This is a genomic window from Variovorax sp. (assembly GCF_965279555.1).
GTDB lineage: Bacteria > Pseudomonadota > Gammaproteobacteria > Burkholderiales > Burkholderiaceae_C > Variovorax.
The window spans coordinates 448254-471612 of the sequence record NZ_OZ257247.1 but is presented as its reverse complement, the minus strand read 5'-3'; the positions used below and the strand labels follow the sequence as shown (position 1 = coordinate 471612).

Annotated in this window: 19 protein-coding genes and 2 pseudogenes; 12 read left to right on the top strand and 9 right to left on the bottom strand. The window is 68.8% G+C overall.

Annotation, left to right across the window (positions count from 1 at the left end; translation table 11 throughout):
* The first annotated feature begins 34 nt into the window (after positions 1–34).
* On the top strand, positions 35–1189 hold the full coding sequence (locus ACQY8B_RS02365) for an efflux RND transporter periplasmic adaptor subunit (RefSeq protein WP_422085229.1): 1155 nt from the start codon (positions 35–37) through the stop codon (positions 1187–1189).
* Positions 1190–1202: 13 nt separating this feature from the next.
* Positions 1203–4328, top strand: a complete 3126-nt coding sequence (locus ACQY8B_RS02360; protein ID WP_428745029.1) for an efflux RND transporter permease subunit — start codon at positions 1203–1205, stop codon at positions 4326–4328.
* 12 nt (positions 4329–4340) lie between these two features.
* Here ACQY8B_RS02360 and ACQY8B_RS02355 read toward each other — a convergent pair whose 3' ends face one another.
* On the bottom strand, positions 4341–5252 hold the full coding sequence (locus ACQY8B_RS02355) for a LysR family transcriptional regulator (protein WP_422085227.1): 912 nt from the start codon (positions 5250–5252) through the stop codon (positions 4341–4343).
* A 92-nt stretch (positions 5253–5344) separates the two neighbouring features.
* On the opposite strand from ACQY8B_RS02355, the gene tam reads away from it, so the two are divergent.
* Positions 5345–6109, top strand: a complete 765-nt coding sequence (gene tam, locus ACQY8B_RS02350; protein ID WP_422085226.1) for a trans-aconitate 2-methyltransferase — start codon at positions 5345–5347, stop codon at positions 6107–6109.
* A gap of 12 nt (positions 6110–6121) precedes the next feature.
* On the opposite strand, the gene ACQY8B_RS02345 is transcribed toward tam, so the two are convergent.
* Together ACQY8B_RS02345 and ACQY8B_RS02340 are read right to left on the bottom strand one after the other, a co-directional pair.
* A complete protein-coding gene (locus ACQY8B_RS02345; protein ID WP_422085225.1) occupies positions 6122–6649 on the bottom strand; it encodes a DUF2867 domain-containing protein in 528 nt (175 codons plus the stop codon).
* A gap of 37 nt (positions 6650–6686) precedes the next feature.
* A complete protein-coding gene (locus ACQY8B_RS02340) occupies positions 6687–7667 on the bottom strand; it encodes a tripartite tricarboxylate transporter substrate-binding protein (RefSeq protein ID WP_422085224.1) in 981 nt (326 codons plus the stop codon).
* Positions 7668–7860: 193 nt separating this feature from the next.
* Between ACQY8B_RS02340 and ACQY8B_RS02335 the strand changes: the two genes are divergently transcribed.
* On the top strand, positions 7861–8421 hold the full coding sequence (locus ACQY8B_RS02335) for a MarR family winged helix-turn-helix transcriptional regulator (RefSeq protein ID WP_422085223.1): 561 nt from the start codon (positions 7861–7863) through the stop codon (positions 8419–8421).
* Between the two features lie 8 nt (positions 8422–8429).
* Here the strand turns inward: ACQY8B_RS02335 and ACQY8B_RS02330 are convergent, their stop codons facing one another.
* On the bottom strand, positions 8430–8789 hold the full coding sequence (locus ACQY8B_RS02330) for a FlxA-like family protein (RefSeq protein WP_422085222.1): 360 nt from the start codon (positions 8787–8789) through the stop codon (positions 8430–8432).
* 73 nt (positions 8790–8862) lie between these two features.
* Positions 8863–9465 (bottom strand): DJ-1/PfpI family protein, encoded by a 603-nt coding sequence (locus tag ACQY8B_RS02325; RefSeq protein WP_422085221.1) that lies wholly within the window; start codon positions 9463–9465, stop codon positions 8863–8865.
* A 94-nt stretch (positions 9466–9559) separates the two neighbouring features.
* On the opposite strand from ACQY8B_RS02325, the gene ACQY8B_RS02320 reads away from it, so the two are divergent.
* Positions 9560–10900: a PLP-dependent aminotransferase family protein gene (locus tag ACQY8B_RS02320; RefSeq protein ID WP_422085220.1), complete on the top strand. Its 1341-nt coding sequence runs from the start codon at positions 9560–9562 to the stop codon at positions 10898–10900.
* A gap of 22 nt (positions 10901–10922) precedes the next feature.
* Positions 10923–11669 (top strand): hypothetical protein, encoded by a 747-nt coding sequence (locus ACQY8B_RS02315; protein ID WP_422085219.1) that lies wholly within the window; start codon positions 10923–10925, stop codon positions 11667–11669.
* Here the strand turns inward: ACQY8B_RS02315 and ACQY8B_RS02310 are convergent.
* The 4 genes and pseudogenes from ACQY8B_RS02310 to ACQY8B_RS02295 all read right to left on the bottom strand — a co-directional run.
* Positions 11576–12475 (bottom strand): annotated as a pseudogene (locus tag ACQY8B_RS02310) (cytochrome c biogenesis CcdA family protein); the annotation flags it as partial. The gene ACQY8B_RS02315 and the pseudogene ACQY8B_RS02310 overlap by 94 nt on opposite strands.
* Before the next feature lie 21 nt (positions 12476–12496).
* Positions 12497–13006, bottom strand: coding sequence for a peptide-methionine (R)-S-oxide reductase MsrB (gene msrB, locus ACQY8B_RS02305; RefSeq protein ID WP_422085218.1), 510 nt, complete (start codon positions 13004–13006; stop codon positions 12497–12499).
* Between the two features lie 190 nt (positions 13007–13196).
* Positions 13197–13781 carry a CHAP domain-containing protein gene (locus ACQY8B_RS02300; protein ID WP_422085217.1) on the bottom strand — a complete coding sequence of 195 codons (585 nt, stop codon included), beginning with the start codon at positions 13779–13781 and terminating at the stop codon, positions 13197–13199.
* A gap of 114 nt (positions 13782–13895) precedes the next feature.
* A complete protein-coding gene (locus tag ACQY8B_RS02295; protein ID WP_422085216.1) occupies positions 13896–14276 on the bottom strand; it encodes an STN domain-containing protein in 381 nt (126 codons plus the stop codon).
* Between the two features lie 227 nt (positions 14277–14503).
* On the opposite strand from ACQY8B_RS02295, the gene ACQY8B_RS02290 reads away from it, so the two are divergent.
* From ACQY8B_RS02290 to ACQY8B_RS02265, 6 genes and pseudogenes are all read left to right on the top strand, one after another.
* A complete protein-coding gene (locus tag ACQY8B_RS02290; RefSeq protein WP_422085215.1) occupies positions 14504–15061 on the top strand; it encodes an RNA polymerase sigma factor in 558 nt (185 codons plus the stop codon).
* Positions 15058–16107 carry a FecR family protein gene (locus ACQY8B_RS02285; RefSeq protein WP_422085214.1) on the top strand — a complete coding sequence of 350 codons (1050 nt, stop codon included), beginning with the start codon at positions 15058–15060 and terminating at the stop codon, positions 16105–16107. The genes ACQY8B_RS02290 and ACQY8B_RS02285 overlap by 4 nt, the downstream gene beginning before the upstream one ends.
* A 73-nt stretch (positions 16108–16180) precedes the next feature.
* A complete protein-coding gene (locus tag ACQY8B_RS02280) occupies positions 16181–18712 on the top strand; it encodes a TonB-dependent receptor domain-containing protein (RefSeq protein WP_422085213.1) in 2532 nt (843 codons plus the stop codon).
* A gap of 1 nt (position 18713) precedes the next feature.
* On the top strand, positions 18714–20156 hold the full coding sequence (locus ACQY8B_RS02275) for an MFS transporter (RefSeq protein ID WP_422085212.1): 1443 nt from the start codon (positions 18714–18716) through the stop codon (positions 20154–20156).
* A 72-nt stretch (positions 20157–20228) separates the two neighbouring features.
* Positions 20229–21899, top strand: a complete 1671-nt coding sequence (locus tag ACQY8B_RS02270) for a serine hydrolase domain-containing protein (protein WP_422085211.1) — start codon at positions 20229–20231, stop codon at positions 21897–21899.
* Positions 21896–23335 (top strand): annotated as a pseudogene (locus tag ACQY8B_RS02265) (M81 family metallopeptidase); the annotation flags it as partial. The gene ACQY8B_RS02270 and the pseudogene ACQY8B_RS02265, both read left to right, overlap by 4 nt.
* Positions 23336–23359 lie beyond the last annotated feature (24 nt).

Genomic DNA, 23359 nt, shown 5'->3' with positions numbered 1-23359 from the left:
TCCGGCTCGCGCCGAACCGCGTTTCTCGACGGCCATGACCTCCAAACTCCTGTTTTCCCTTTCGCTGCTTTCCCTGCTCGTGCTCGCCGCATGCGGCGCAAAGCAGCCCCCCGCCACCGCCGAGACACCGCCGCCGGAAGTCGGCGTGGTCACGCTGCACACCGCCGACGTGCCGGTGCACACCGAGCTGGCGGGCCGCACGGCCGCGTTCCGCGTGTCCGAAGTGCGGCCGCAGGTCAACGGCATCGTGCGCAAGCGCCTGTTCGAGGAAGGCAGCATGGTCCGCGCGGGCCAGGTGCTGTACGAGATCGAGCCCGGCCCCTTCGAGGCCGCGCACGAGCAGGCGCAGGCCGCGCTCGCCACCTCGCAGGCCAGCATCGCGAGCCTGCGGGGCAAGGCCGGCCGCTTCGGCGAACTGGTCAAGGCCAACGCAGTGAGCCGCCAGGAGCATGAAGAGGCGCAGGCCGCGCTGGTGCAGGCCGAGGCCGGCGTGAAGGCAGCGCAGGCGGCGGTGAAGGCGGCGCGCATCAACCTCGGCTTCACCCGCATCACCGCGCCCATCGCGGGACGCATCGGGCGCTCCAGCGTGACCGAAGGCGCACTGGTCGCACCTGGCCAGGCAACGGCGCTTGCCACCATCCAGCGGCTGGACCCGATCTATGTCGACGTGGTGCAGTCGAGCCTGGATCTGACGCGGCTCAAGCGCCGCTTCATCTCGGGCGACATGGCGCCCGCCAGCACGCAGGTCGGCCTGCGCATGGAAGACGGCCTGCCCTATTCACACACGGGCACCATGAAGTTCTCGGAAGTCTCGGTCGATCCGGCCACGGGCTCGGTCACGCTGCGCGCGGAGTTCCCTAACCCGCAGGGGCTGCTGCTGCCCGGCATGTACGTGCGCGCGCAGGTCGAGTCCGGCGTGGAACGGCAGGCCATCCTGGCGCCGCAGCGCGGCGTGGCCCGCAACGAGAAAGGCGAGCCCACGGCCCTGGTGGTAGGCGCGGGCGACAAGGTCGAGCTGCGCGCCCTGGAGCTGCGCAGCACCACGGGCGACCAGTGGATCGTGAGCAAAGGCCTGCGCGAAGGCGACCGCCTGGTGGTCGACGGGCTGCAGCGCGCCCAACCCGGAGCCAAGGTAAAGCCAGTACCGGTGACGGCGGCGACCGCCGCCACGGCTTCTTCCGCAGATTGAGCAACCCGACGTGATCGCGAATTTCTTCATCCACCGGCCCGTGTTCGCATGGGTCATCGCCATCCTCATCATGCTGGCCGGCGGCGTGGCCATCCGCACGCTGCCGGTGTCGCAGTACCCGGACATCGCGCCGCCTACCGTCGTCGTCTCCGCCAACTACCCCGGCGCCTCGGCGCAGGCGGTGGAGAACAGCGTGACGCAGGTGCTCGAGCAGCAGCTCAAGGGCATCGACGGCCTGCTCTACTTCAAGTCGACGAGCAGTTCGGCCGGCTACGCCGACATCAGCATCACCTTCCGCCAGGGCATCGACCCCGACACGGCGCAAGTGCAGGTGCAGAACAAGGTCAGCCAGGCCACCAGCCGGCTGCCGCAGGCGGTGCAGCAGCAGGGCGTGACTGTCTACAAGTCGCAGAACAACTTCCTGCTGATCGTGGCGCTCTACGACGAGACCGACCGCCGCACCGACACCGACGTGGCCGACTGGATGGCCAGCAACCTGCGCGACCCGGTGAGCCGCGTCGACGGCGTGGGCTCGGTGCAGGCCTTCGGCGCGGCGTATGCGATGCGCATCTGGCTCGACCCGCACCGGCTGGCGAGCTACCAGCTGATGCCGTCGGACATCACCGCCGCCATCACCGCGCAGAACACGCAGGTGTCGGTCGGCGAGATCGGCGCGCGGCCTTCGCCCGCCGGCCAGCAGCTCAACGCGACCGTGACCGCGCTCTCGCGGCTGCAGACGCCCGATCAGTTCCGCGGCATCGTGCTCAAGACCCAGGCCGACGGCGCCGTGGTGCGGCTGGGCGACGTGGCACGCGTGGAGATCGGCAACGAGTCTTACGCGGAAACCACGCGCCTGAACGGCCACCCCGCAGCCGGCGCGGCCATCATGCTGGCGCCCGGCGCCAATGCGCTGACCACCGCCAAGGCGGTGAAGGCACGCATCGCCGAAATGGAGCCCTCGCTGCCCGCCGGCCTGCGCGTGGCCTACGCGGAGGACACCACCCGCTTCGTGAAGATATCGATCCAGTCGGTGCTCAAGACGCTGCTGGAGGCCATCGCGCTGGTGGTGGTGGTGATGTTCCTGTTCCTGCAGAACTGGCGCGCCACCGTGATCCCGGCCATCACCGTGCCGGTGGTGCTGCTGGGCACCTTCGGCGTGCTCGCGGCCTTCGGCTACTCGATCAACGTGCTCACGCTGTTCGGCATGGTGCTGGCCATCGGCCTGCTGGTGGACGACGCCATCGTGGTGGTGGAGAACGTCGAGCGCGTCATGCACGAAGAAGGGCTCGATGCGAAAGCCGCCACCATCAAATCGATGAAGGAGATTACCGGCGCGCTGGTGGGCATTGCGGTGGTGGTGTCGGCGGTGTTCCTGCCGATGACTTTCTTCGGCGGCTCGGTGGGCGTGATCTACCGGCAGTTCTCGGTGACGATCATCGCGTCGATGGCGCTGTCGGTGGTGGTGGCCATCGTGCTGATCCCTGCGCTGTGCGCGCGCTTCCTGAAGCCGGGCGTGCCGCCGCGCACGCGCGGATTCCTCGGTGCGTTCAACCGGCGCTTCGACGCGGCGCAGGGCCGCTATGTGGGCCTGCTGGGCCGCATCCTGCGCAAGCCGCTGCGCTTCACCGCCGTGTATGTTGCCATCGTGGCGGGCATGGGCCTGCTGTACCTCGGCCTGCCCGGCGGCTTCCTGCCGGAGGAAGACCAGGGCAGCGTGATGGTGCAGGTCTCGCTGCCGGCCGGCGCCACGCAGAGCCGCACAGACGCCGTGAACAGGGCGGTCGAGAAGCACTTCCTGGAAACCGAGAAGGACACCACCGACACCATCTTCACGCTGGCGGGCTGGAGCTACGCCGGCTCGGGGCAGCACACGGGCATGGCCTTCGTCTCGCTCAAGGACTGGTCGGAACGCAAAGAGCCGGAAAAGCGCGCGCACGCCATCGTCGAGCGCGCGGGCGCGGCGCTCTCGAAGCAGCAGCGCGATGCCGAGGTCTACGGCATGGTGCCGCCGCCCATCGAAGGCCTGGGCCAGTCAAACGGCTTCGAGTTCTGGCTGCAGGACACCTCCGGCATGGGCCCCGACAAGCTGGTGCAAAAGCGCGAGGCGCTGGTGCGCGAGGCCAACAAGGACAAGCGCATGCAGTCGGTGCGCGCCAACAGCATCGCCAACACGCCGCAGCTGCAGGTCGACATCGACCAGGTCAAGGCGTCGGCGTTGCGGCTGTCGCTGGACGACGTGAACACCACGCTGGGCATTGCCTGGGGCGGCAACTACGTCAACGACTTCATCGACCGCGGCCGCGTGAAGCGCGTGTACGTGCAGGCCGACGCGCCCTACCGCTCGGCCCCCGAGGACATGGGCCAGTGGTTCGTGCGCGGCAGCACCGGCGCGATGACGCCGTTCTCGGCCTTCGCCACCACGCGCTGGTCGCAGGGCGCGTCGCAGCTGGAGCGCTACAACGGCCTGCCCGCGGTGCAGATCCAGGGCGCGGCCGCGCAGGGCACGAGCTCCGGCACGGCCATGTCGGCGGTCGAGGCCATTGCCAAGAAGCAGACGGGCACCGGCCACGCATGGAGCGGGCTCTCCTACCAGGAGCGCCTGTCGGGCGGACAGGCGCCGCTGCTGTTCGCGGTGTCGATCCTCGTGGTGTTCCTGTGCCTGGCCGCGCTGTACGAAAGCTGGTCGGTGCCTTTCTCGGTGATGCTGGTGATTCCGCTGGGTGTGCTGGGCGCGGTGATCGCGGCGTCGCTGCGCGGGCTGTCGAACGACATCTACTTCCAGGTAGGCCTGCTCGCGACCATCGGACTGTCGGCCAAGAACGCGATCCTGATCATCGAGTTCGCGGAGGCGGCGCTGCGCCGCGGCGTGCCGCTGCTCGACGCGGTGGCCGAGGGCGCGCGCCTGCGGCTGCGGCCGATCCTGATGACCTCTCTGGCCTTCCTGGCCGGCGTGGTGCCGCTGGCGCTGGCCACCGGCGCGGGCTCCGCGAGCCAGGTGGCCATCGGCACCGGCGTGTTCGGCGGCGTGCTGACGGCCACCGCGCTGGGCATCTTCTTCGTGCCGCTGTTCTACCTGCTGGTGAAGCGGCTGGCGGGGCGCTGGGGCGGCAGCAGGCTGGGGACGAAACAGGCGGCCTGAGCAACCGTCCTGTCAGCGCCGGCGCGAGGCGGTCGCCACCGAGGCCTGCGCCTCGATCAGGTCATACAGCGCCTGAGCGGCCGGCGAGAGCCGCGCCGTCTTGCGCGTCATCAGCACCAGCGTGCGCGACACCTTGGGCTCCGTGAGTTCGACGATCCGCAGCGTGGGGTAGGCGCCTTTCTGCAGCGCGAGCCGGGGCACCACGGCAGCCGCCACGCACTCCGCGACCAGCCCCACGGCGGTCGAGCTGCGCTGCACTTCGTAGAAAGGCTTCAGGTTGGCGGCGGCCGCGCCCAGCGCCAGGTCGAGCAGCGGCCGGTTCTCGCTCGCGTGGCCCGCGAAGATCAGCGGGTGCGGCTCGAGCTGGCGCCACGCGATGCGCTTGCGCTGCGCCAGCGGATGCGCTTCGTGACAGATGAGCACGTACTCGTCCTCGATCAGCGGCACGCTCTGCAGCTCGGGCGCGTGCGCACCCGCCATGCCGATGCCGAACTCGACCTCGCGGTGCAGCACCGCATTCGCCACGGCCGACGACGAGTGGTCCAGTATCTTGATGCGGTTGTGCGGGTGCTTCGCCGAATAGGCCTTCATGATGCGCGGCAGGAACTGCACGCCCGCCGTGGGCACGCAGGCGATCGACACGTCGCCGCGCTCCGCCTTGCCGGTCTCGCGGATCTCGAGCAGCGAATCGGCCAGCTCCACCAGCAGCCGCCGCGCGCGCGGCACGAAATCGCGGCCGATGGTGGTGAGCGCCACCGAGCGCGTGGTGCGCTCCACCAGCGCCACGCCCAGAAATTCTTCCAGCTTGCGCAGCCGCTGCGTGATGGCGGTCTGCGTGACGTTGAGCGCGCCGGCCGCAGCCTGGAAGCTGCCTTCGTCGGCAATGGCCACGAAAGCCTGGATGCCGAGGATGTCGATCTTCATCAGATTTATGAATCAATGGCCAGAATAAATTTATTTTACGTAGCGCCCCCTGCTCGGCAAACTTGCCGCCAGAACAGCGAAGGAACCCCGCGATGACCTGGTCAGCCAAGCAATATTCGACCTTCGAAGAAGAACGCACCCGCCCCGTGCGCGACCTCGTGGCCGCCCTGCCGCAGCGCGAAGTGCGCACCGCCGTCGACCTGGGCTGCGGCCCCGGCAACTCCACCGAAGTGCTGGCGCAGCGTTTTCCCGGCGCGCTGGTCAGCGGCATGGACAGCTCCGACGACATGATCCAGGCCGCACGCAAGCGCATGCCCGGCGTGAACTTCGAGGTGGCCGACATCGCCACCTGGCGGCCCACGCAGCCGGTCGACGTGATCCTCGCCAACGCATCGCTGCAATGGCTGCCCGACCACGCCACGCTCTACCCACGGCTGGCGCAGCAGTTCGCGCCCGGCGGCAACCTCGCGATCCAGACGCCCGACAACCTGGAAGAACCCGCGCACCGCCTCGCCCGCGAAACCGCGAAAGACCCGCGCTGGGCCGACCGCATCGGCGACGTGCGCCACCCGGCGCGGCATGGCGCCATCGACTACTACGAGATGCTGCAACCGCACTGCAGCCGTGTGGACGTGTGGCGCACCACCTACTACCACCCGCTGGCGGGTGGCGCGCCGGCAGTCGTGGAATGGTTCAAGGGTTCGGCGCTACGGCCTTACCTTGCGCTGCTCGACGCGGAGCAGCAGGCGGGCTTTCTCGCGAGCTACCTGGCAGTCATCGCGAAGGCCTACCCGGCGCTGAAGGACGGCAGCGTGCTGCTGCCGTTTCCGCGGCTTTTCATCGTCGCGACGCGCTGAAAGGCGGCAGCTTCAACCGCCACGCCAACCCTTGGCCGCGGCCCGGGCCAGGTTCGAACGCACCACCAGCCGGTGAAACGGCGAGATCACGAACAGGTAAAGGCGGCCGAGCGCGTTGTGGCAATGCACGGCGGTGGTCATGACCAACTCCCGAGGCTCGCCGTTCGCCGCGCGGCGCAGCAATACCGAAGCCCTGAAGTCCAGGTGCTTGTCGTCGTCGCCGATGATCAGCTCGTCGGGCTGCCGGCTCACGATGGGAAGGAAGTCGATGTGCGTCGACGCATCGGTGCCCGGATCGCGCCGCAGCTGCCCCGAGGTCTTCAAGCCGAAGGGCCGCACGATGGCGTCCCGGCAAGCGAGCAAGGCGCGAAACCATGGCGCCGGATCGCTGAACGCGGCACGGGCCAGCGCCTCCACGTCCTGCGGCGCGCCGGCCGGCAGCGTTACCGCGAACGCATCCGCAAGGTGGGCGCCGCCAAACAGATGGACGATCGCGCTCTCAGCCGGCAACGCGACGGCCCTGACGCTGTGTGTGTTCATGGCCCGATTGTGCGGCGCGCCTGGGGTACGGACGCCCTCAGGGCGAGAAGCCCGAGCGGCGCACCACCGGCTCCCACTGCTGGCGAAAGGCCTTGAGCATCTGCGCGGTCTCCGCCGTCGAACTCACCACCGGCGTGATGTAGGCCGCCTCGGCTGCCTTCTGCAGGCCCGGGTCGCGCATTGCGTCGCGGATGGCGCCGGCCACCAGTTGCACCTTGGCCGGAGCCATCGTGCTGGGAGCGAAGAAGGTGTTCCAGCCGTCGGCGTCGATCTTCATGCCGGCCTCGCGGAAGGTCGGGATCGCGGGCGCAAAGCTCGCGCGCTTCTTGCCCGACACCGCCAGGATGCGGACCTTGCCGGCCAGGTGCTGTGCATAGAGCGAATCCAGTGTGTCGATGGCGATCGGCAGCGTGCCGCCGATCAGGTCGGCCGACAGCGGCGCCGATCCGCCGTAGCCCTTGATCTGCGGCTGCACGCTCAGGGCGTCGCCCACCATCAGGCCGAAGAAGTGAGGCAGGCTGCCGGTAGCGGGTACGCCGAACACGGCCTCTTCCGGATGCGCCCAGAGCCGGCCCACCAGGAACATGGCGCGGTCGAGCTGCAGCTTCTGGCCCACGGCCAGCGCGAAGTCGTAGCTGCTGACCTGCGACACGGGCACGAAGTCCTTGTCGGGGTCGTAGCCCACGTCCTTGATGACCAGGGGCGCGACCACCATCACGGCGGGGTTGCCGAGCATCAGCACGTTCTGCCCCGGCGGTGTGCGCCGCACTTCCTTGGCCGCCAGCCGGCCGCCCTCGCCCGGCTTGTTCTCTACCGTCACCGCCACGCCGAGCTTCGGACCCAGCCGCTCGGCGAGCAGCCGCGCGATGCGGTCGGTGGTGCCGCCCGCCGCATAGCCGACCACCAGGGTCAGCGGACCATCCAGCGCCTGCTGGGCTTGAGCATGAACGACAGGAGCGCAGGCGGCGAGCGCGAGGCCCCACGCCAAGAGCTTGCGCCTGGAAAAGAATGCGACCATCGGGTTTCCTGCGAGCTGTGGTTGTGGGCGGACATGCGCGATGCCTTCACGGCGAAAATCGCCTGCCGGTCCAGATCGCTGTCTGTGAGAATTTGTGACCGGTTTATACGCAGCCAGTAAACAGTTGATCTAATCCATCAACTGCTCTGCGAGGCTAGCGGACCACAACGCCCAGCACTCTTAATCCATCCGTATGCAAGCTTTTCCCGATGCAGGGTCGCTGCGCGCACCCAGCTCCCTGGACGACCTGCTGCTCTACAGGTTGTCACGCGCCATGCGCACCAGCAGCGGCATGGCGACCCGCATGGTCGAGGGTGGCTTCGGCATCACGCGGCGCGAGTGGGGAATGATCGGCACGCTCGCGCAGCGCGGCGAGATGACCTCCTCCGCGCTGGCCGCGCACCTGCACCTGGACCGGGTGCGCACCTCGCGCGGGCTGCGCAGCCTCGTCGAGAAGAAACTGGTGGTGCGTCGGCAGGATGCCGAGGACCGGCGCGAAGTGCACGTACGCCTGAGCGCCTCGGGCGAGCAGTTGTACGGCAAGCTGTTCCCGCGCATCGCGGGGCTCAATACCGAACTGCTCGAGGGCATAACGCCCGCTCACCTGGAGATCTTTCTCCAGTGCCTGCGCCATCTCGAGCAGCGCGGCAACGAACTGAGCGCGCAGGGCGTCGTCATGGAAAAGGCCGACCGGCGCTCGGGCGGCACGCGCCACCGCTGGCCCGAGCGGGAAGCCGGCAGCGGCGAAAGGTAGCGGCAGGCTCAGGCCTGCACGTCCACCGTTCCACCGATCGGCACGCCTTCGGCATTGGTGCGGATGCCGCCGCCCGACTTGCTGGCGCTGCGCACCGCCTTGGAGACCGATTCCAGCGCTTCCTTCTGGACCTGCGACATCCGCAGCACATTCATCTGCTGCTGAAGCATGAGCACCTGCGCGGCCAGCGCCTGCAGCTGCATCTGGATCGCCTTGCGCGCCTCGTCGTTGGGCGCCTTGAGCAGATCGCCCTGCGTGTCGGTGATCTTCTGTTGCGTGTCGGTGATCTGCCGCTGGATCTTCGCGAGCTGGGCGCTCACGTCACTACCGCCCCCTGCGGAACCTGTTGCCCCGATGGCTGTCAGCATGTTTTTCCTCCGTCCTTTGTGTGTTGGCCAGAGGGATATCGGCGGCGCGGCGGAAAAATGAAGGCCGCCGTCGTCATTGCGGCAGGTACGGCGCGATGTACCTGAAGGCATTGCTCACGTAGGCCTCTTTTTCACCGACCGGCGCCACGTAGTGCAGCGCCGCCCCGGCGGCCTCCCGCCCCTCGGTGCGGGCGATGATCCACGCGGCCAGGTAGGGCGAGGCGAAGCAGCCGCCCGCCGTGGCGACGTTGCCGCTGGCAAAGAAAGGCTGGTTCAGCACTTCGATGCCGGCCGCCTGCACCCACGGCTTGGTGGTCAGGTCGGTACAGGCCGGCACGCTGCCCAGCAGACCCAGCTTGGCAAGGATCAAGGTGCCCGAGCACTGGGCCGCGATGAGTTGGCGTGCGGGGTCCAGCGCCAGGCGCCCCATCAGCTCCGCGCTCTCGACGACCTCGCGCGTGCGCACGCCGCTGCCGACGACCACGGCCTGCGCCGAGCGCGCTTCCTCGAGCAGCGACTGTGCGCGCACGGTAACGCCGTTCATGGACGTGACCTCCGGCGTCGGGCAGCAGAGCGTCACGCGCCAGCCGGGTTTCTTGATCCGGTTGAGCACGCCCAGCGCGATGAGCGAGTCGAGTTCGTTGAAGCCGTCGAAGGTGAGGATGGCGATGTGCATGGCGTTCGTATGTGTGTGTGTGAGAAAGCGGGTTCGTCCATCGTAGGCAAGACGATCAATACAATCAAAAAATTGTCATGGATACATCGCACCGATGGCCGAAGCCCGATACAAGCAACTGGTCGATGAACTCGCCGCCGAAATCCGCGCGGGCCGGTTGAAGCCCGGCACCCGCCTGCCCACGCACCGGCGGCTGGCCGAGCGCCACGGCCTCGCGCTGGTGACCGCATCGCGCGTCTACGCCGAACTCGAGGCCATGGGCCTGGTCAGCGGCGAAGTCGGCCGCGGCACCTTCGTGCGCGAAGCGACCATTCCCCGCGACAAGGGCATCGACCAGCAGGCCGTGGCGGCGGGCCAGGTCGACCTGAACTTCAACTACCCGTCGCTGCCCGGGCAGGCCGAACTGCTGCGCGGTGCGCTGCGGCAACTGGCCGCCGGCGGCGAACTCGACGCGATGCTGCGCTACGCACCGCACGGCGGCCGCATGCACGAGCGCGCCTGTGTCGCGCGGCATCTCGCGTCACGCGGGCTCGACGCGCTCGACCCGTCGCGGGTGCTGCTGGTCGACGGCGCGCAGCACGGCCTCGCGGTCACGGCCATGGCGCTGCTGCAGCCCGGCGACGTGGTGGCGGTGGATGCCCTCACCTACCCCGGTTTCAAGGTGCTGGCCGAGGCGCACCGGCTGGAGCTGGCGCCCATCCCGGCATCGGGCGCCGGCCCCGACCTCGACGCGCTGGAGCGCCTGTGCGCGCGCCGCCGCGTCCGTGCCGTCTACACCATGCCGACGCTGCACAACCCGCTGGGCTGGGTGATGAGCATGAGCCGCCGCCGCCGGCTGGCAGCCATCGCCCGCAGGCACGGCCTGCTCGTCATAGAGGACGCGGCCTACGCCTTCCTGGCCGACGATCCGCAAGACATGCCGCCGGCGCCGCTGGCCACGCTGCTGCCCGAATCGAGCGTGTACGTCTCGGGCCTGTCGAAGAACGTGGCGACCGGGCTGCGCGTGGGCTTCGTCGTCGCGCCGCAGGCCTGGGTGCCGAAGATCGAACGCGCCATCCGGGCCACGACCTGGTGCACGCCCGGCGTGACCACGGCCATCGCCTGCGCATGGCTGGAAGATGGCACCGTCGAGCGGCTCGAATCGGAGAAGCGGCACGACGCCGCGGTGCGCCAGGCCATCGTCGACGCAACGCTCGCGGGCATGCGCTTCGTGCGCCATCCGTCGTCGTACTTCGTGTGGCTGCCATTGCCCGAGGAAACGCGCGCCGACCACGTCGCGGCGGCGCTGATGCGCGAAGGCATCTCGGTATCGACCGCCGAGCCCTTCGCCACGTCGAAGCACGTGCCGCATGCGCTGCGGCTGGCGCTGGGCTCCGTGGGGCTGCCGAGCTTGCGCAGTGCGTTGTTGACGGTTCGGCGAGTGGTCGGCGAGTAAGCGGCGTCACTACACTGCCCCGATGCGCCCCGCCCCGCCACCGCACCGCTCGCTAGACCGCCTCACTGCCTGCTACCGCAGCGGCGACGCCATGCGCAGCCGCAGCGTAAGCGACCTCGTGCTGACGGGCACGCTCGACGTACCCGCACCTCCCGCGCGCCTGACCACGGACTGGGAACGCGAGATCTCCACGCAGCTTGCACTGGAGCCCGGCGACGTCGAGCAGTTGCCGCTGGCGCGCGCACGCACGCGCTGGCCGGACTACAGGCACTGCGTGCAGGCCGCGGCCGACTGGACAGCGGCGCCAGGGCTGCCGGGCGTGCTCGCAGCGAGCGATGTCGCGTTGATGGCTTGCCGCGGCGCGCGGTATCACCACGACGGCGCGCAATACGGCGGCGCGGCCTTCTGCAATCTCTTCATGAGCGAAGACAAGGGGCTGGACCTGCACTTCCCTTTCGCGGACGTTCGCATTCCGCTCGTTCGCGGCACGGCGGTGATCTTCGATACCGGCCAGCCGCATGCCGTGATTCCGCGCGGCGGCAGCAACGGCTTCGATGCGGCCGACTTCGCGCCCGGACGTGATTGCACGCTGGTGTTCCTGACGTGGGAGCTGCCGATCGAAGACGCGCGTGTGAGCAAGGCGCTTCAAGTCGCCTTCGACGTCGATCCTTCGGCTGCCTCGCGGCTCGACGAAGAACAGGTCTTGGTGAACGGCGCGCCGGCGGCGCTTTGCCCGTCGTCAGGCCGGTGGCTCCTGGGCGCCGGCTGAGGCCCGACTGGCGAGCCGGGCCCCGTCATCACCAGGGGAGCGTCCTCCACGCTCCGGACGGGCTTCTTCGGGCGCACCTTGTCGATCAGCTTCTGCTCCACAGACGAGGTGCCCGACACCGACAGCTGCGCGAGCACGCCGGTGTCCAGCCCCAGGGCGATGGCCGCCACGCCGCACAGCAGCGCCGCGCCGATGCCGCGGCGGATCCATTCGCCCGCGCCCAGCGATTTCTTCATGGCCTTGAACAGGCGCCCGCCGACCAGCAGCGCACCCGCCAGGGAAGTCGCCGCGCCCGCAGCGTAGGCCAGCAGGAGCAGCGAGGTCTGCGCGCTCGCGCCGCCCAGCGCCGCGCCGGTCAGCACCAGGCCGAGGATCGGCCCGGCGCAAGGCGCCCACAGCAGTCCCGTGGCCACGCCCAGCAGCACCGAAGTGACGAAGGACGAGCGTCCGCCTCGCCCCTCGCTGCCGTTGCCGCCGGCCGAGGCCGACAGCCGCTCGCCCCAGTTCACGAGCGGCCGAGTGAGCCGCTGCGCCAGTTGCGGGAACAGCAGCGTGACGCCGAAAAGCGCCATCAGCACGATCGCGCCCATGCGCCCGTACTGGTTGGCCTCCACCGCCCAGCCACCGCCCACCGCAGCCAGCGAGGCCACGCCGGCGAAGGTAAGCGCCATGCCGAGCAGCAGCGGCAAGCCGCCCTTGAGAAAAGGCTGGTCGCCGCGCGCGAACACAAAGGGAAGCACCGGAAGAATGCAGGGGCTGAGGATGGTCAGCACCCCGCCGATATAGGCAACGACGAACAGCAGCATGGGGGTGCGCCGCTCAGGCGATCAGGCGGCGCCCGGGTTGAACTTCATGGCCACGCCGTTCATGCAGTAGCGCAGGCCGGTCGGCTTGGGGCCGTCGTCGAACACATGGCCCAGGTGGCCGCCGCAGCGGCTGCAGTGCACCTCGGTGCGCGTCATGCCGACGGAGGTGTCGACCTTCTGGCCGACGGCATTGGGCAGCGGCTGCCAGAAGCTGGGCCAGCCGGTCTTGCTGTCGAACTTGGTCTTCGACGAGAACGCCTCGAGCGAGCAGCCCGCACAGGCGAAGCGGCCTTCGCGGTGCTCGTCGTTCAGCGGGCTCGAGTAGGGCCGCTCGGTGCCTTCCTGGCGCAGCACGGCGTACTGGTTGGGCGTGAGGAGCTTGCGCCACTCGGCATCGGTGCGGGTGATCTCGAACTTTCCGGGCTCGGCGGCATGCGCCAGGCCGGCGCTCCAGCCGAAACCGTTGAAAAGCGCCAGGCCGAGCGTCGATGAGCCGGCCTTGAGAACGAAGCGGCGTCCGTGGTGGTTCATGGCAAATTCCTTGGGTGATGACCTTTGAGTACGCGGCATCGATACATATGGATGCCTGGCGAAAGATGCACCGGCCCCGCCGGAATGCGCATCCGCGTCCCATGCAACGTAGTTCGGTCGTTCCCGCGCGAAAGTTACGCCGCTTCGCCAGGCAGACCCAAAGAAAGAACGGCTGCGAGCCGATTGCCGGCTATGGCGCGGCTGGTTTGTCGCCCGCGCGCCGCAGCCAGCCCAGCGTGCCGCCCGCCACGGTCCAGCGGCCGTCGACCCCATCGAGCGCCAGGCGGGCCCGGCTGTCGCCGAAAGGCCCGGGGTTCTGCTGCACGATCTCGATGTCTTTCTCGCCCACGCCGGAGACGATGGCCACGTGCCCATACGGGTTGAGCAGCGTCGGCTTGAACACGATCAGGTCTTCCACCCGCGGCCTGTCGGCCTGCGCGTTGCGGTACTGCAGCAGATTGCGCCTGGCGTTGAGCACGCCGTGCGCGGTGTCGCGGTCGAAGTAGTCCTTCGCGTTGCCGTAGGGGTCGGGCATGCGATGGCCGAAGCGCTCGAAGTAGTAGCGCTTGATGAACTCCACGCACTGGTACTTGATGCCCAGGTTGTAGCCGTCGCTGGACAGCAGCCGGCCGTCGGAGTGGTTCACGCCGCCGTTGTAATAGACCTTCACGCCGTTGAACTCGTCGAGCACGGCACCCACCTCGAGGCCCGGGTTCAGGTTGAGGTGGGTCGCTCCCCAGTAGCCGCCCGCCGCCACCAGGGCGGCAGCAGGCACGGAGAGAAGAAGAAGGGCAAGAGTGCGGCGGCGAATCGTCATTTCATGGAAAGCGGGTCGGCCCGCACGTCGGAATGTTAAGGGCGCCGCCGCCGCGCCGCCCCCTGCCGAAGGTCACGGCTTCTTTTCGGCGGCTCCGGTTGCCGCCGCCGCGGTGGGCGCGGGCGCGATGAGCACCATCGCGCCGTCCTGCCCCCGCCGTATGCGCAGCCGCGTGCCGTCCAGCAGGCGTTCCAGCGCCGCGTCGGGCGCGATCCTGCCCTTGACGCCGCGCGTCGACAGGCCCTTGACGTCTTCTATCTTGTAGATCAACTGCACGCCCGACTGCGCGATGTAGACATCCAGCGCGGGCCGCAGCTCGCCGCCGCCGACGTCGAAATCCCGGGCATCGGCCCATGCGAGGCCCCCGATCAGTGCGCATCCCAGGCCGACGGCAATGCGCCGCCGGGCCATTCCGGTGCGAAGGATGGGGTTGTGCCTCCCGATTCGATTCATGTCTTTGTATTTCCAGCGAGCTGTTTTTTCTCGTACTCCCATGAGACGAGTGCGCGCGCGCTTTCCGGTAACGGTGCGCCCCATTTCAGTGCTCCTAGAATCGCGCCGCATCGCGCGTTACCGGAAATCTTCTGGCCGTTCGTCTCAGTGTGTGTCGCCACTCCCGGCGACGCGCCGTATCCCCATCCGGCCATTTTTCCAGGAGCGCTCTTTTGGTTCCCAGTGACTTGGACAACTGGTTCGTCAGCGAAGTGCTGCCGATGGAGGCGGCGCTCACGCGTTTTCTTCGTCGCAACTGGCGCGACGAAGCCGAAGTACCCGACCTGCGCCAGGATGTCTACGTGCGCATATATGAATCCGCCGCCAAAGCCATGCCCGAACTGGTGAAGCCCTTTGTCTTCGCCACGGCCCGCAACCTGTTGATCGACCGCGCGCGGCGTGCGCAGATCGTGTCGATCGAAATCATTGCCGACCTGGACGCGCTCGACTTCTCGGCCGACGAGCTCACGCCCGAGCGCCATGCCGCGGGCCGCGGCGAGCTGCGGCTGCTGCAGACGGCGCTCGACGCCCTGCCGCCCAAGTGCCGCCGCGTGGTGGAGCTGCGCAAGATCGACGGCCTGCCGCAGCGCGACGTAGCCATATTGCTCGGCATCACCGAGGACACGGTCGAACGGCAGGTGTCGCGGGGCGTGCGCGCCCTGGCGGACGCCATGCTCTCCAGCGGCGTGCAGCTCGACACCAAGGCCTTCGGCCGGGCACAGAATGAAAAGAGGCTTTCGCCATGACTGAAGCCGAACGCATCGAATCCGCCGCCGCCGAATGGCTGGCGCGCCGCGACGGCGGCAAATGGACCGACACCGACCAGCAGCAGCTAGACGCATGGATTGCAGAGTCCGTCGCGCACCGCATCGCGTGGCTGCGACTGTCCAGCGTCTGGGAGCGCGCCGACCGGCTGGGTGCCTTGCGCGCGCCGGCGGCACCTGCCGCCGCAGCGGCGCCCGGGGTCATTCCCATCCCGCTGCCGGCACCCGCAACGACACGCCCGAGCGCTCGTGCGCACCGCGCGTTTCAGCTGCCGCGCTTTTCAACCCAGCGCATCGCAGCCAGCATGCTGATTGCGGCAGCCGGCTGCAGCTGGCTCGGGTGGAAGTACACGCAGGACTGGCAGAGCGAGCACTACGCCACCGCCGTGGGCGCGCGCCAGTCGGTCTCGCTGCCCGACGGCTCGGTGCTCACGCTGAACACCGCCACCCACCTGCGCACTGTCGTGAATGCCAACGGACGCAAGGTGTGGCTCGAAGACGGCGAGGCCTACTTCGACATCGCGCACGACAAGGCGCATCCGTTCGTGGTGATCGCCGGCGACCGCCGCATCACCGTGCTGGGCACGCGCTTCGTGGTGCGGCGCGAGGGCGAGCAGGTGAACGTGGTGGTCGAGGAAGGCCGCGTGCAGATCGCATCGACCGGCAACGACCGCGGCACCGACAAGAGCGCAAAGAGCAGCGAGCCCACCGTGCTCGTGCGCAACCAGGCGGCTGTTGCCAGCGCGAACAACGTGCTGGTGATGTCGAAGGCGCCGAAGCAGATCGACGACGAACTGAGCTGGCGCAAGGGCAAGCTGGTGTTCGACCAGACCTCGCTGGGCGACGCGGCCGCGCAGTTCAACCGCTACAACACGCGCAAGCTGGTGATCGCCGATCCCGCGCTCGCGCGCATCCGCATCGGCGGCAGCTTCGATGCCAACAACATGGGCGGCTTCGTGGCATTGCTGAAGCAGGGCTTCGGCCTCTCGGTGCAGGAAAGCGGCAACGAAACAAGGATTTCAAACTAGCTTATTACCGGAATGTGACCGGGCATTCGTCTCAGTGAATACCAAAACAAAGCCACACTGGAGACCGACACCCATGAACCGAATCGAGCAAGCCGCAAGCCTGCCCTCCAAGAAGAAGCCGAAGAAGAAAAGCAGGCCGGCGGGCCTTCCGGTGGCGATCCGCCACTGGGTCATCGGCGGCACGTGTGCATTGATGACCGGCCTGCCCGTGATGGCGCAGGCCCAGTCGCAAGTCCAGGCGCAACAGGTCTTCGACGTCGGCGCCGGCGACCTGAAGGCCGCGCTCGACGCCTACATCGCGCAGGGCGGCGTGCAGCTGATCTACAAGGTCGACGACGTGAAAGGCATGGTCACGCGCGGCGTGAAGGGCGCGCTGCCGCCGCAGGAGGCGCTGTCGCGCATTCTCGAAGGCACGCCGCTGCTCACGCGCCGCGGCGACGACGGCGCGATCTTGATCTACACCGCAGCGCCCGTCGTGGCAAAGCCGACCTCCGAAGAGCCCCAGTCGCTCGACAGCGTCACCGTCACGGCTACGCGCCGCCGCGAGCCGGTGCGCGAAGTGCCGATGCAGGTCAACGTGATGAAGGCCGAAACGCTGGAGCGCGCCGGCGCCAAGAACCTGGCCGACTACGTGGCAGAGCAGCCGGGCGTGACCATGACGAGCAGCGGCAGCGTGGGCGGCATCCTGACCATGCGCGGGCTGACCACCGGCCCCGTGCAGGGCATCGCGACCGTCGGCGTGTATGTCGACGACGTGGCCACGGGGCTGAGCTCGTCCGGCGCGCTCGCCGGCTTCACGCCGCTGGACATGGGCATGCTCGACCTGAACCACATCGAGGTGCTGCGCGGCCCGCAGGGTACGCTGTACGGCGCCGGCGCCATGAGCGGCGTGCTCAAGTACGTGACCAACCAGCCCGACACGATGGAGTTCGCGGGCTCGGTGAAATTCGGCACCTCGTGGACGCAGGGCGGCGGCCCGGGCTTCACGACCGGAGCGGTGCTCAACGTGCCGATCAAGGAAGACGTGGCGGCCGTGCGCTTCGCCGCCTTCACCGACCAGCTCGGCGGCAGCTACGACGCCGTCGGCACGGCACGGGGGCGCAACATCGACCGCGGCCATACCGACGGCGGCCGGGTCTCGGTGCTGCTGACGCCCACGAAGGAACTGACGGTGCGCCTGACGGGAACCGTGCAGGATGTGAAGCGCCAGGGCCTGGGCTTCGAGGACATCGACAAGCGCACCCTTCGCCCATGGGGTCTCGACCGCACACGCCAGCTGTCTTCCCGCGAGCCCTACACCAACAAGACACAGCTGTTCGGCCTGGACGTGGAGTACGACTTCGGCTGGGCGCGGCTGAACTCGATCACCTCCGCGCAGGACGTGAAGATCACCAACTCGGTCGACCTCACCGCCCTTTACGCGCCGGCGCTGGCCGCGCTGCGCCTGTCGGCCGCCTCGGCGCCGCTGGCCAGCACCGTGGAGCAGCACCGCGTGAGCCAGGAGTTCCGCCTGACCTCGCGCTCGGGGACCACCATCGAGTGGCTCGCCGGCATCTACCTGAACCGCGAACGCGGCGCCAACGACGGCACCCTCAGCGCGAACCTCAACGGCGGGCTGGGCAGCAAGACCTTCCTCACGTCGACGCAGTCTTCGCGCTACCGCGAGGAGGCCTTCTATGGCGACGTCACCTGGAACGTGACGCCCGCGCTTTCGTTCACCGGCGGCATGCGGCTGGCGCGCAACAACCAGCGCTACGCCAGCAAGCAGTCGGGCACGCTGGTCGGCCCGGTCGATGCCAACGCCAGCGGCACCTCGTCGGAAAGCCCCACCACCTACCTCGCCGCGGCCAAGTACACGCTGTCGGAGACCAGCAACGTGTATTTCCGTGCAGCCAGCGGCTACCGCCCCGGCGGTCCGAACGTGCTGAAGGCCGACACCGACCGCAGAATCGTGCAGCCGATGTACAAGTCCGACTCGTTGTGGAGCTACGAGCTCGGCTACAAGGCCGACCTGCTGGACCGCAAGCTGTCGCTGGAAGCCGCCCTCTACGACATCGAATGGCGCGACGTGCAGCAGCCGACCAAGAGCGGCGGCTTCGTGTTCGTCACCAACGCCGGCGGCGCCCGCGTCAAGGGCGGTGAGCTCACGCTCGCCTGGAAGCCCAGCAAGGAGTGGCGCTTCACCGCCAACGCCGCGCTCATCGATGCGCGCCTGACCGAAGACGCCAAGGGCCTGGACGCCAAGGCGGGCACCCGCCTGCCCCAGACGCCGCGCTTCGCGACCACGCTGGGCGTGACGCGCAACTTCAGCATTGCCGAGCACCCGGCCTACTTCGGCGTCAGCGCGCGCTACACCGGCAAGCGCGACGCGGGCTACGCCGGCAGCTCGACCATTCCGAGCATCAAGATGCCGGCGTACACGCTGGTCGACCTGCAGGCGGGCATCGACTTCCAGCGTTTCAGCCTCTCGGCCTATGTGCGCAACCTGACGAACAAGCGCGGCTTCCTGTCGATCGACACCGGCCTGACGGCGAACCCGAACCTGGTGCAGGCGGCACTGGCGCCTTCGCGCACCGTCGGCCTGGCCGTCAACGTTCCGTTCTGAGATGTCGAGCATCAATCCGCTGGCGGCCGCTTTGCCGCCGGATGCGGCGAGCGCCGCCGCGCCCGAAACGGCAAGAAAAGCACCAGCCAGCGCCTGGTACGCGCTGGCGGTGCTGGTCATCGCGACCGTGCTGGGCTCGATCGACAAGGTCATCCTCACGCTGCTGACGGAGCCGATGCGCATTGCGCTGTCGCTCTCCGACACGCAACTGGGGCTGTTGCAGGGCGCGGGCATCGTGCTGTTCACCGGCATTGCCACGCTGCCCCTGGGCTGGCTCAGCGACCGCTACGACAGGCGCGTGGTGCTGGCCGCCTGCGTGCTGCTGTGGAGCGCCGCCACGGCCATGCGCGGCACCGCCATGGACTACGGCGTGCTGTTCATCGCCTCCATCGGCCTGGGCGTGGGCGAAGCCGGCCTCGGGCCCATCACCAACAGCATGATCCCCGACCTGTTCCCGCGCGCGCAGCGGGTGCTGGCCAATGCGGTGTTCGCGCTGTCGGCCATCTTCGGCAGCGCGCTGGGCGCCCTGCTGGGCGGCACCGTGGTGCACCTGACGGACGACCTGCGGCACTGGCTGCCGGCATCGATGCAGCAGCTGGAGGCATGGCGGCTGACCTTCTTCGTGATGGCCTCCGCCGGCATCCCGGTGACGCTGCTGGTGCTGTCGATCCGCCGGACCCGGCGCGGGGGCACGCAGGCTGCCTCGCCTGTTTCTCCGGCGGCTGGCGCCATGCCCGCAGCCGCACCCGCCGCCATTCAAGCCGCTGCCGACGATGTTGACGATGCCGTCAGCACCATCAGCTTTCGCGACCACCTGCGCCAGCACTGGCGCACCTTCGCGGGCCTGGTGATCGGCGCGGGCCTGGCGAGCATCGGCATGAGCTCCATCGGCACCTGGCTGCCGATCATGGCGGCGCGCCAGTACGGCGTCACGCCGGCGCAGATGGGGCAAGGCATGGGCATTGCCTTTCTGTGCGGCACGGTGATCGGCGGCCTGCTGGGCGTGGCGGCAATGCGCTACGTGCAGCCACGCATGGGGCCGGCCGCCGCGCTGCGCATCATCATGCTGGGCAACCTCACGGCCGCGCTGTTGTCGTCGCTGCTGCTCTTCACGCGCTCGGCGACCGACGCGTTCACGCTGCTGGCGCTGCTGGTCGTGCCGCTCATCAGCGGCGCGGTGCTGCTGCCCAACGTGCTGCAGGACGCGGCGCCTCCGCACCTGCGCGCCCGCACCATCGCGCTGCTCTCCGTGGCCGGGCTGCCGTTCGGCGTGGTGGGGCCGCTGGTGGTCGGCATGTTGTCGGACGCCCTCAAGTCGGTGCCCAACGGGCTGGCGGTGGCCATCGTCGCCACGACGCTGATCGGCGGCGTCATGGGCGCCATGGTGCTGCGCGCCACCGAAGGTCCGTTCGTGCGCCTGATGCGCGCGGCGCGGCCCACCTGAGCCTGCCCGGTTTTCTTCTTTCTTCCCACCCTCTTTCGTTGTCCTTCCATGTCACAACAACCCTCGCCTTCATTGCCTGACACAACAACTTCGCCCGCCGCCGCGGAGGCAGCCGCGCTGGCCGCCATCGACGCACTGGTGGCGCCCTTCAGCCGCAGCGACGCACCCGGCATGGTCATCGGCATCGCGCGCAACGGCCGCCTGCTGTACCGCCGCGCCGTCGGCATGGCCAGCCTGGAAATGGGCGTGGCCAACACGCCGACCACGCGCATGCGCATCGCATCCACCAGCAAGCACTTCACGGCAATGGCCATCCTGCTGCTGGCGGAAGACGGCCTGCTCGACATCGACGACGCGGTGCAAAAGCACCTGCCCGAGATGCCACAGCTGAGCGCCAACGGCCCCACGCTGCGCCACCTGCTGACCCACACCAGCGGCTGGCGCGGCCACGACGAGCTGTGGGCCATCGCGCACGGCCTCACGTTCACGCAGCCCGGCCCGGGGCTGCCCTCGATGGTCCGCCAGAGCGAGCTGAACTTCGAGCCCGGCACGCAGATGGTCTACAGCAACGGCGGCTACTTCCTGCTGGCGAAGATCATCGAGCGCGTGAGCGGACAGAGCTACAACGACTTCCTGAAGGCGCGCCTCTTCGGGCCGCTGGGCATGCCCGACACCGCGTCGGTCGCGACCGATCTCGACGTGGTTCCCGGCCTGTCCGGCCTCTACATCCCGTCGCCGCGCGGCGGATGGCAACGCGGGCTGTACCCGTGCGAGCTCGACGGCGGCGGCTCGCTGGTGTCGACGGTGGACGACATGCTGCGCTGGCTCGCGCACATGCGCAGCAGCGAGAAGATCGTGGGCAGCCCGCAGAGCTGGGCCATGCTGTCAGAAGCCACCACGCTGTCGTCGGGTTCGAAGGTGACCTACGGCTTCGGGCTGGCGCGCCATCCCTACCGCGGGGTCGAGATCGTCCATCACGCGGGTGCGGTGCTCGGCGCCCAGTCGCAGATGCTCAGCGTGCCCAGCCATGGGCTGGACATCATCGTCATGGTGAACGGCGCCGCTGTAGCCCCCTCGCCGCTGGCCCTCAAGGTGGTCGAGCTGCTGCTGGGCGACGCGCTGCAGCCGCCTGAAGTGCGCCCCCAGGCCAGTGCCTTCCCCGCGCTCGTCGGCCAGACCTACCACGAGCCGGCCACCGGCAGCGTGATGGGCTTTTCCGACGTCTCGGGCAGGCTGTGCATGTCGTGGCAGGCCGGCGAGGCAAAGCCGATGCATCAGGGCGAAGGCAAGCTGTGGCTGGGCCTGCAGGACCTGCCGGTCAACGACCTCGTGCTCGACGCCAGCGACATCGATCCGCAACGCGCGCCCGACACGCTGGTGCTGCACGAAGGTGGGCAACCGCGCCGCTTCGAGCGGCTGGCAGGCGCCGCGCCCGATGTCGCCACGCTGGCCGAGCAGCTGTGCGGCGACTACACCAGCGCCGACCTCGATGCCACCGCGCAGATGGCGCTGGTCGGCGGCAGGCTGCTGCTCACGGTGCATGGCCGTCACGGCCAGCACGCCTGCGTGCTGACGCCGCTGTCGGCCGACGTGATGACGCTCGTCTCGACCGACCCGGTGCTGAGCCAGATGGGCAAATCGGTCCTCAACGTGGAGCGCAAGGAGGGCCGCGTCGTGGGACTGCGGCTGAGCACCCTGCGCACCCGGAACATCCAACTCGCACGCCAGGAGCAACACGCATGAAGTTCTTCACCACCCTCTTCGCCACAGAAACCAACACCTTCGTGTCCGCCCCCACCGGGCTGGGCAGCTTCGAGGAATACGGCATCTTCCACGGCGACTCCAGCACGCGCGACGCATCCGGCTACGGCATGTTCGCGGTGGAAGTGCGCAAGCAGCTGGCGGCCGAAGGCCACGAGCTGGTCGAGAGCCTGCTGGCCTTCGCCCAGCCGCTTGGGCGCACCGTGCGCCCGGTGTACGAGAGCCTGCGCGACGAGATCCTGGACGACCTGCGCAAGGCCGGCCCGGTGGACGGCGTGATCCTGGTGCTGCACGGCGCCATGGTGGCCGACGGCTACGACGACTGCGAAGGCGACCTGATCTCGCGGGTGCGCGCCATCGTCGGCCCGAAGGTGACCATCGGCGTGTCGCTCGACCTGCACTGCCACTTCACGCAGCAGATGCTGACCGAGTCGGACGTGATCATTTGCTACAAGGAATATCCGCACACCGACGCGCTGGACCGCCTGCAGGAGCTGGTCCGCATCGTCGTGGACACCGCGCAAGGCCGCGTGCAGCCGGTCACGGCCGTGCACGACTGCCGCATGGTGGGCAAGTGGCACACCACGCGCGAACCCATGGCCGGCTTCGTGCGCCGCATGGAAGCCTGCGAGAAGCTGCCCGGCGTGCTGTCGGTATCGCTGGGCCATGGCTTCCCCTGGGCCGACGTGCCGGAATCCGGCGCCAAGCTGTGGGTGGTGACGGACAACGACCCCGCGCTGGCCGCCAGGCTGGCCGACGAACTGGGCCGCGAGTTCTGGGAGCTGCGCCACCAGACCGGCGTGCCTTCGCTCTCCATCGACGAGACGCTGGAGCGGGCCATGGCCACGCAAGGCGGCCCGGTGGTGATCGCCGACACGGCCGACAACGCCGGCGGCGGCGCCACCAGCGACAGCACCTTCGTGCTGCGCGCGTTGCTCGAGCGCGGCATCGGCAACGTAGCCTTCGGCGGCGTCTGGGACCTGGGCGCGGTGCAACTGTGCCGCGACGCGGGCGTCGGCGCCAGCTTCGAGCTGCGGCTGGGCGGCAAGTGCGGCCCGGCCTCGGGCGACCCGATCGACCTGCACGTGACCGTCAAGGCCGTGCGGGAAGCGCATTCGCAGCGCGGCCTCGTGCCCGGCAATCACACGCCCATGGGCCCCTGCGTGTGGGTGCAGGCAGCGAACGGCGTGGACATCGTGCTCATCAGCAAGCGCAACCAGGTCATCGGGTCCGACCTCTTCACGGGCCTGGGCATCGACCTGGCGGCCAAGAAACTGGTCGTGGTGAAGTCGGCGCAGCACTTCCATGCGGAGTTCGGGCCTATCGCCAAGTCGGTGCTGTACGTGTCGACGCCGGCCGCGCTGAGCACCGACTTCGCCAACCTGCCGTACCGCGTGCGCGACCTCGACTACTGGCCGCGCGTGGAAGAGCCCAAGCGCGCC